This window comes from Cupriavidus sp. HPC(L) (genome assembly GCF_000307735.3).
Classification (GTDB): Bacteria; Pseudomonadota; Gammaproteobacteria; order Burkholderiales; family Burkholderiaceae; genus Cupriavidus.
Genome location: NZ_AMPR02000153.1, coordinates 1 through 7348 on the forward strand (window position 1 = coordinate 1; position 7348 = coordinate 7348).

The following is a 7348-nucleotide window of genomic DNA, read 5'->3' on the forward strand; positions in this document are numbered from 1 at the left end:
CCTGCGCGCGCTTGAGCGACAACTGCTGGGCCAGCAGCTCGTCGAACTTGATGCGGACCCACGCCGGATGCGAGCGGTCGATCAGCGCGGCCTCGTCGACCTGCGGCGGCGGCGCATGCAGCAGCCGCAGCGATTCGGCCAGCGGCTGCAGCTTCAACGGCGCCAGCGGCCCGTCCAGCAGCGGCCGCGGCAGCGTCTCCGGCAGCGGCGTGCGCTGCAGCGCCCCGCCGATCGCCTTGCGCAGATAGGCCTGCGAGATGCCGGCGGTGGCCGGGTACACCGGGGTCAGCCGGTCCGGCAGCGGCTCGTCGGGGCCGACCGGACGCACGACCGGATGGATCATCTCGGCGCCGAAGAAGCCGCCGCGGACCTCGCCGCGCACGCGCAGCCGCACGCCCTCGGCCATCTGCCTGGCCTGGCTGCCGTAGAAATTGAGAAAGCGCAGCGTCAGCTCGCCGCTGTCGTCGGCGATGCGCACCACCAGTTGCCGGCGCGGCCGCAGCGTGACCTCGCTCGACACCACCTCGCCCTCGACCTGCACGGCAAAGCCCAGGCCTGCCCGATGCACGGCCTCGCGGATCGGCAGCAGCGTGGTCTCGTCCTCGTAGCGCATCGGCAGATGCAGCACCAGGTCGACGTCGCGCTTCAGGCCGAGCTTGGCGAGCTTGGCCATCGCCGACGACGGCGCGCCGGGCTTGGCGGATTTCGCGGCCGCGGCGGGCTTGGTCGACCTGGACATCGACTTGGACGCCGACTCGGACGCCGACTCGGACGCCGACTTGGGCGTCGACTTGCCGGCCGGCTTGGCCGATTGCGGCTGGGCGTCTGGCTCGGGCGTGCGTTCGCTGGCGGTGACGGGCATCGAGGCGGTGGTCGGCAGGGCGCGGCGGCGCCGCTGGCGTGTCGGATCGGATCGGGGAAAACGGCTGGGCCGTCGGCGCTTTGCGGGCCGCCCCGGCGGAATACCCGCCATCACGGCCAGCGCGGCAAGCCTGGCGGCCGAAGCCTTACAATAGCGGGTCCGCTGATTGTACCCATGCCTGCGCCGCGCGCTCCAGGCGCCACTGGCGGTTCCCCAACCTGCTGCCGTCCCGTTTCGTATGCGCCGGCCTCGTTTCGAGGCGCCGGCCCCTGTCCTTTTATGCTGACGCTGTCCGATTTCGATTTTCCGCTGCCGCCCGAACTGATCGCCCAGACGGCGCTGCCCGACCGCAGCGCGAGCCGGCTGCTGGTCGTGCGGACCGGCGCGGACGGCGCCACGGAGCTCGACGACCGGGCCTTCGCGGACCTGACCGACTATCTGCGCCCGAACGACCTGCTGGTGTTCAACGACACCCGCGTGATCAAGGCCCGCTTCTTCGGCCAGAAGGCCAGCGGCGGCAAGGTCGAGGTGCTGGTCGAGCGCGTGCTCGACAACGACACGGTGCTGGCCCAGGTACGCGCCTCGAAGACGCCGGCCGAGGGCAGCACGCTGCGGCTGGCCGATGCCTTCGATGTCACGGTCGGCCCGCGCGTGGACCAGTTCTTCACGCTGCGCTTTCCCGAGCCGGCGCTGGACCTGATCGAGCGCTTCGGCCGGCTGCCGCTGCCGCCGTATATCACGCACGATCCCGACGCCTACGACGAGACGCGCTATCAGACCGTCTATGCCCGTCATCCGGGCGCGGTGGCGGCGCCGACGGCCGGGCTGCATTTCGACGACGCGCTGTTCGCGCGGCTCGACGCCCACGGCGTGCGGCGCGCCTTCCTGACGCTGCATGTGGGCGCCGGCACCTTCCAGCCGGTGCGCACCGAGAACCTGGCCGAACACAAGATGCACTCGGAGTGGTACGCGATCTCCGAGGAACTGGCGCAGGCGGTGCGCGACACCCGCGCCGCCGGCGGCCGTGTGATCGCGGTCGGCACCACCTCGCTGCGCGCGCTGGAATCGGCCGCGACGCCCGAGGGCGAGCTGGTGGCCGGCAGCGGGGACACCGACATCTTCATCACGCCGGGCTACCGCTTCAGGCTGGTCGACGCGCTGATCACCAACTTCCACTTGCCCAAGTCGACGCTGCTGATGCTGGTGTCCGCGCTGGCCGGCATCGAGCCGATCCGCGTCGCCTATCGCCATGCGGTCGAGCAGCGCTATCGCTTCTTCAGCTATGGCGACGCGATGCTGCTGCAGCGCCAGCGCTGAGCCGCCGGCACGCCTTGCCCCAACGAATCTCCGCCACCGCTACCCCATGCTCCAATTCGAACTGCTCACCACCGATGGCAACGCCCGCCGCGGCCGTGTCACCCTGAACCACGGCGTGGTCGAGACGCCGATCTTCATGCCGGTCGGCACCTATGGCTCGGTCAAGGCGATGTCGCCGCTGGAGCTGAACGAGATCGGCGCGCAGATCATCCTCGGCAATACCTTCCATCTGTGGCTGCGGCCCGGGCTCGAGGTCATCGACACCCACCAGGGCCTGCACCGCTTCATCGGCTGGGACAAGCCGATCCTGACGGACTCGGGCGGCTTCCAGGTGTTCTCGCTGGGCGAGCTGCGCAAGATCACCGAGGACGGCGTGACCTTCGCCTCGCCGGTCAACGGCGACAAGCTGTTCCTGTCGCCGGAGATCTCGATGCAGATCCAGCGCACGTTGAACTCGGACATCGTGATGCAGTTCGACGAATGCACGCCGTACGAGATCGAGGGCCGGCCGGCCACGCACGAGGAGGCCGCGCGCTCGATGCGGATGAGCCTGCGCTGGGCCAAACGCTCGCGCGACGAGTTCGAGCGGCTGGCCAACCCCAACGCGTTGTTCGGCATCGTCCAGGGCGGCATGTTCGAGGACCTGCGCGACGAGTCGCTGGCCGGGCTGTCGGAGCTCGGTTTCCATGGCCTGGCGATCGGCGGGCTGTCGGTCGGCGAGCCCAAGGAAGACATGATGCGGGTGCTCGAACACGTCGGCCCGCGGCTGCCGGCGGACAAGCCGCACTATCTGATGGGCGTGGGCACGCCCGAGGACCTGGTGGCGGGGGTGGCGTCCGGCGTCGACATGTTCGACTGCGTGATGCCCACCCGCAACGCGCGCAACGGCTGGCTGTTCACGCGCTACGGCGACGTCAAGATCAAGAACGCCGCGCACCGCAACGATCCGCGCCCGCTGGACGAAAGCTGCGCCTGCTACACCTGCCGCAATTTCTCGCGGGCCTATCTGCACCATCTGCACCGCGTCGGAGAAATTCTGGGCGCGCGGCTCAATACGATCCACAATCTGTATTACTACCTGCAGTTGATGCGCGAAATCCGCGAGGCGATCGAGCAGCACCGCTTCGACGCCTTCCGCCGCCAGTTCGCCGCCGACCGGGCGCGCGGCACGCAGTAGACGGGCCTGCCGGCCCTGCCGCCGGCCGTGCGAGACGGGGCTGTCCGGGCGGGCGAAGAAGCGCCTGAACCGGCCGAAGCGGGTGATAGAATGCCCGATTCCTTGAATGTAATTTGTGACGGAGAAGCAACGTGCTGATTTCGAACGCATTTGCCCAGGCCACCGGCGGAGCCGGCGGCGCGGCGGGTGGCCTGATGAGTTTCCTGCCGATCATCCTGATGTTCGCGGTGCTGTGGTTCATCATGATCCGCCCGCAGATGAAGCGGCAGAAGGAAGCGAAGGCGATGCTGGAAGCGCTGGCCAAGAACGACGAAGTCGTGACCGCCGGCGGCATCCTGGGCCGGATCACCAAGGTCAACGAGCAGTATGTGACGCTGGAAATCGCCGAAGGCACCGAGATCACGGTGCAGAAGAACGCCGTCACCGCGGTGCTGCCGAAGGGTTCGCTCAAGGCGCTCTGAGCCCCTCGCTCTCTTACGCCTTGCGGCTTGGCCGCAAGGTTCCGGCACGCCGCCAATAGCGTGCCCGCACAGCCGCCTGGCCCCGCCCCGGGAAGTCTCCGGTCGGGCCAGGCGGCTGTTTGCCAACCGGTTGCCAGCGCGGCACGCCCGCGGATTCCCGTCCGCGCGCCGCGCCGGCCGTAGCAAGACCGTAGAAAGACTGGCCGAAGATGAATCGCTATCCGCTTTGGAAATACCTCGTGATCCTGGTGGCGCTTGCCATCGGCATCATCTATACGCTGCCCAACTTCTTCGGCGAGGCGCCTGCGGTGCAGGTCTCGTCGGGCAAGGCCACCGTCAAGGTCGATCTGGCGATGCAGAAGCAGATCGAGCAGGTGCTGGCGCAGAACGGCTTGCAGCCCGACGGCGTGTTCTTCGACGTGTCGGGACAGTCCGGCTCGGTCAAGGCGCGCTTTCGCACCACCGACGAACAGCTGCGCGCCAAGGACGTACTGTCGCGCGCGCTGAACCCCGATCCCGCCGACCCGACCTATGTGGTCGCGCTGAACCTGCTGTCCGGCTCGCCGAAGTGGCTGACGTCGCTGCATGCGCTGCCGATGTACCTGGGCCTGGACCTGCGCGGCGGCGTGCACTTCCTGCTGCAGGTCGACATGAAGGGCGCGGTCGACAAGAAACTCGACAGCCTGGCCGGCGATGCGCGCACGGTGCTGCGCGACAAGGGCATCCGCCACGGCGGCGTGGACCGCAACGGCGACCGTGTGACCGTGCGCTTCAACAATGCCGAGGACGCCAACCGCGCCCGCGGCGTGCTGGCCGACACCATGCCGGACCTGACCTTCGCGATGGACGGCAACAACGTGGTCGGTACCTTCACCGAAGTGGCGCGCCGCGCGGTGCAGGACGCCGCCGTGAAGCAGAACATCACCACGCTGCACAACCGCGTCAACGAGCTGGGCGTGGCCGAGCCGGTGATCCAGCAGCAAGGCGCCGAGCGCATCGTGGTGCAGCTGCCGGGCGTGCAGGACACCGCCAAGGCCAAGGACATCATCGGCCGTACCGCCACGCTGGAGGCCCGCCTGGTCGATCCGGACGCGCCGCGCAGCCCGCGCCAGGGCGATCCGATCCCGTTCGGCAGCGAGCTGTTCCTGCATGGCAACGGCGCCCCGGTGGTGCTGAAGAAGCAGGTGATCTTCACCGGCGACCGCATCGAAAGCGCATCGGCCGGCTTCGACCAGAACCAGCGCCCGTCGGTCAACATCAAGCTCGACGCCCAGGGCGGCCGCGTGCTGCGCGACGTCTCCCGCGAGAACATCGGCAAGCCGATGGGCATCGTGCTGTTCGAGAAGGGCAAGGGCGAAGTGCTGACGGTGGCGACGATCCAGTCCGAACTGGGCTCGAGCTTCCAGATCACCGGCTCGTACTCGACCGAGGCCGCCAACGACCTCGCGCTGCTGCTGCGCGCCGGCTCGCTGGCCGCGCCGATGGAGATCATCGAGGAACGCACGATCGGCCCGTCGCTGGGCGCCGACAACATCGAGAAGGGCTTCGACTCGGTGGCCTACGGCTTTGCCGCGATCGCCGTGTTCATGGTGCTGTACTACCTGCTGTTCGGCGTGTTCTCGGTGATCGCGCTGGGCGTCAACCTGCTGCTGCTGATCGCGGTGCTGTCGATGCTGCAGGCCACGCTGACGCTGCCCGGCATCGCGGCCATCGCGCTGGTGCTCGGCATGGCGATCGACGCCAACGTGCTGATCAACGAGCGCATCCGCGAGGAACTGCGCGCCGGCGCGTCGCCGCAGATGGCGATTGCGGTCGGCTTCGACCGCGCCTGGGCGACGATCCTGGACTCGAACGTGACCACGCTGATCGCCGGCCTGGCGCTGCTGGCCTTCGGTTCGGGCCCGGTGCGCGGCTTCGCGGTGGTGCACTGCCTGGGCATCCTGACGTCGGTGTTCTCGGCGGTGTTCTTCAACCGCGGCCTGGTCAACCTCTGGTACGGCCGCAAGAAGAAGCTGCAGAGCGTGTCGATCGGCCAGATCTGGAAGCCCGGCCCGGACAACAAGGGCACCGTGGCCAACAAGTGAGCCAAATCAGCGCAATGAGCGCCAGCCGCGCGCGGCCCTGCCCCGCGGCTGCGCTCTGAACACGAAACACCCGAACGCAGCACGCTGCAGCAGATACAGGATTCACCATGGAATTCTTCCGCATCCGGCGCGACATTCCGTTCATGAAGCACGCGTTGATCTTCAACGTGATTTCCTTCGTGACGTTCTTCGCCGCCGTCTTTTTCCTCTGGCAGAAGGGCCTGCACCTGTCGATCGAGTTCACCGGCGGCACGGTGATGGAGGTCAGCTACCAGCAACCGGCCGATCTGGAACGGATCCGCGGCCAGGTCGGCAAGCTGGGCTACACCGACGTGCAGGTGCAGAACTTCGGCACCTCGCGCGACGTGATGATCCGGCTGCCGCTGCAGAAGGGCGCCGACGGCAAGCCGATCAGCTCCGCGCAACAGAGCGAGCAGGTGATGGGCGCGCTCAAGGCGGTCTCGCCCGACGCCAACCTGCAGCGCGTCGAATTCGTCGGCCCGCAGGTCGGCCGGGAGCTGGCCACCGACGGCATGCTGGCGCTGCTGTGCGTGATCGCCGGCATCATGATCTACCTGTCGATCCGCTTCGAATGGAAGTTCGCGGTGGCAGGCATCATCGCCAACCTGCACGACATCGTGATCATCCTGGGCTTCTTCGCCTTCTTCCAGTGGGAATTCTCGCTGTCGGTACTGGCGGCCGTACTCGCGGTGCTCGGTTATTCGGTCAACGAGTCGGTGGTGATCTTCGACCGGATCCGCGAGAACTTCCGCAAGTACCGCAAGATGAACACCCACGAGGTCATCGACAACGCGATCACCAGCACGATCTCGCGGACCATCATCACGCACGGCTCGACCGAGATGATGGTGCTGTCGATGTTCTTCTTCGGCGGCCCGACGCTGCACTACTTCGCGCTGGCGCTGACCGTGGGCATCCTGTTCGGCATCTATTCGTCGGTGTTCGTCGCCGCGGCGCTTGCCATGTGGCTGGGCGTCAAGCGCGAGGACCTGATCAAGGGCGAAAAGAAGGCCGGCGGGGCCGACCGCGACGACCCGAACTACGGCGCGCAGGCATGACGTGCCGGTGGTAAGGAAGCACGCATAAAAAACGGGGCTCAGGCCCCGTTTTTTTATGCTCCAGCGTACCGCTCACCGGCTGTGTCCGCCCTCTCCCCCTCAGGGGGAGAGGGATTGGGGAGAGGGGGCGGTTTCCAACCACAGTGGCAACACCAGCGGCCGCTGCCCTCTCCCCTGCCCCTCTGCCGCAAGCGGGAGAGGGGAGAAAACCCGCGGGATGGCAACCGCTTCTCTTCCTGCCGATCCCCTTCCCTCAGAACTGCTCGATCCAGATCGCCAGCCGGTCGGCGCCGAACTCGGTCGAGGCCGGCGCCAGGCGCGAGACGATCGTGTTGCCGTCGCGCAGCATCTGCAGCGCATTGCCGCTG

5 protein-coding genes and 1 pseudogene are annotated in these 7348 nt (G+C 67.7%); 5 read left to right on the top strand and 1 reads right to left on the bottom strand.

Annotated features, from left to right (window positions below; genetic code table 11):
• Positions 1-739: pseudogene (locus B551_RS10725) on the bottom strand (ATP-dependent DNA helicase RecG); the annotation flags it as partial.
• Positions 740-1141: 402 nt separating this feature from the next.
• Here B551_RS10725 and queA point away from each other — a divergent pair.
• The 5 genes from queA (at position 1142) to secF (ending at position 6980) form a co-directional block, all read left to right on the top strand.
• The gene (gene queA / locus B551_RS10730) at positions 1142-2179 is read left to right on the top strand and encodes a tRNA preQ1(34) S-adenosylmethionine ribosyltransferase-isomerase QueA (protein WP_006577209.1); all 1038 of its coding nucleotides are present in this window, start codon (positions 1142-1144) and stop codon (positions 2177-2179) included.
• Positions 2180-2225: 46 nt separating this feature from the next.
• Positions 2226-3356: a tRNA guanosine(34) transglycosylase Tgt gene (gene tgt, locus B551_RS10735; RefSeq protein ID WP_006577208.1), complete on the top strand. Its 1131-nt coding sequence runs from the start codon at positions 2226-2228 to the stop codon at positions 3354-3356.
• Between the two features lie 131 nt (positions 3357-3487).
• A complete protein-coding gene (yajC, locus tag B551_RS10740) occupies positions 3488-3817 on the top strand; it encodes a preprotein translocase subunit YajC (RefSeq protein WP_006577207.1) in 330 nt (109 codons plus the stop codon).
• Between the two features lie 209 nt (positions 3818-4026).
• The gene (gene secD, locus B551_RS10745) at positions 4027-5901 is read left to right on the top strand and encodes a protein translocase subunit SecD (RefSeq protein ID WP_006577206.1); all 1875 of its coding nucleotides are present in this window, start codon (positions 4027-4029) and stop codon (positions 5899-5901) included.
• A 107-nt stretch (positions 5902-6008) separates the two neighbouring features.
• A complete protein-coding gene (gene secF, locus B551_RS10750; protein WP_006577205.1) occupies positions 6009-6980 on the top strand; it encodes a protein translocase subunit SecF in 972 nt (323 codons plus the stop codon).
• The last annotated feature ends 368 nt before the right edge of the window (positions 6981-7348 follow it).

Excerpts from the sequence above, each read along its gene's own strand:
- queA (WP_006577209.1), top strand. The coding sequence starts at position 1,142 with ATGCTGACGCTGTCCGATTTCGATTTTCCGCTGCCGCCCGAACTGATC.
- tgt (WP_006577208.1), top strand. The coding sequence starts at position 2,226 with ATGCTCCAATTCGAACTGCTCACCACCGATGGCAACGCCCGCCGCGGC.
- secD (WP_006577206.1), top strand. The coding sequence starts at position 4,027 with ATGAATCGCTATCCGCTTTGGAAATACCTCGTGATCCTGGTGGCGCTT.
- secF (WP_006577205.1), top strand. The coding sequence starts at position 6,009 with ATGGAATTCTTCCGCATCCGGCGCGACATTCCGTTCATGAAGCACGCG.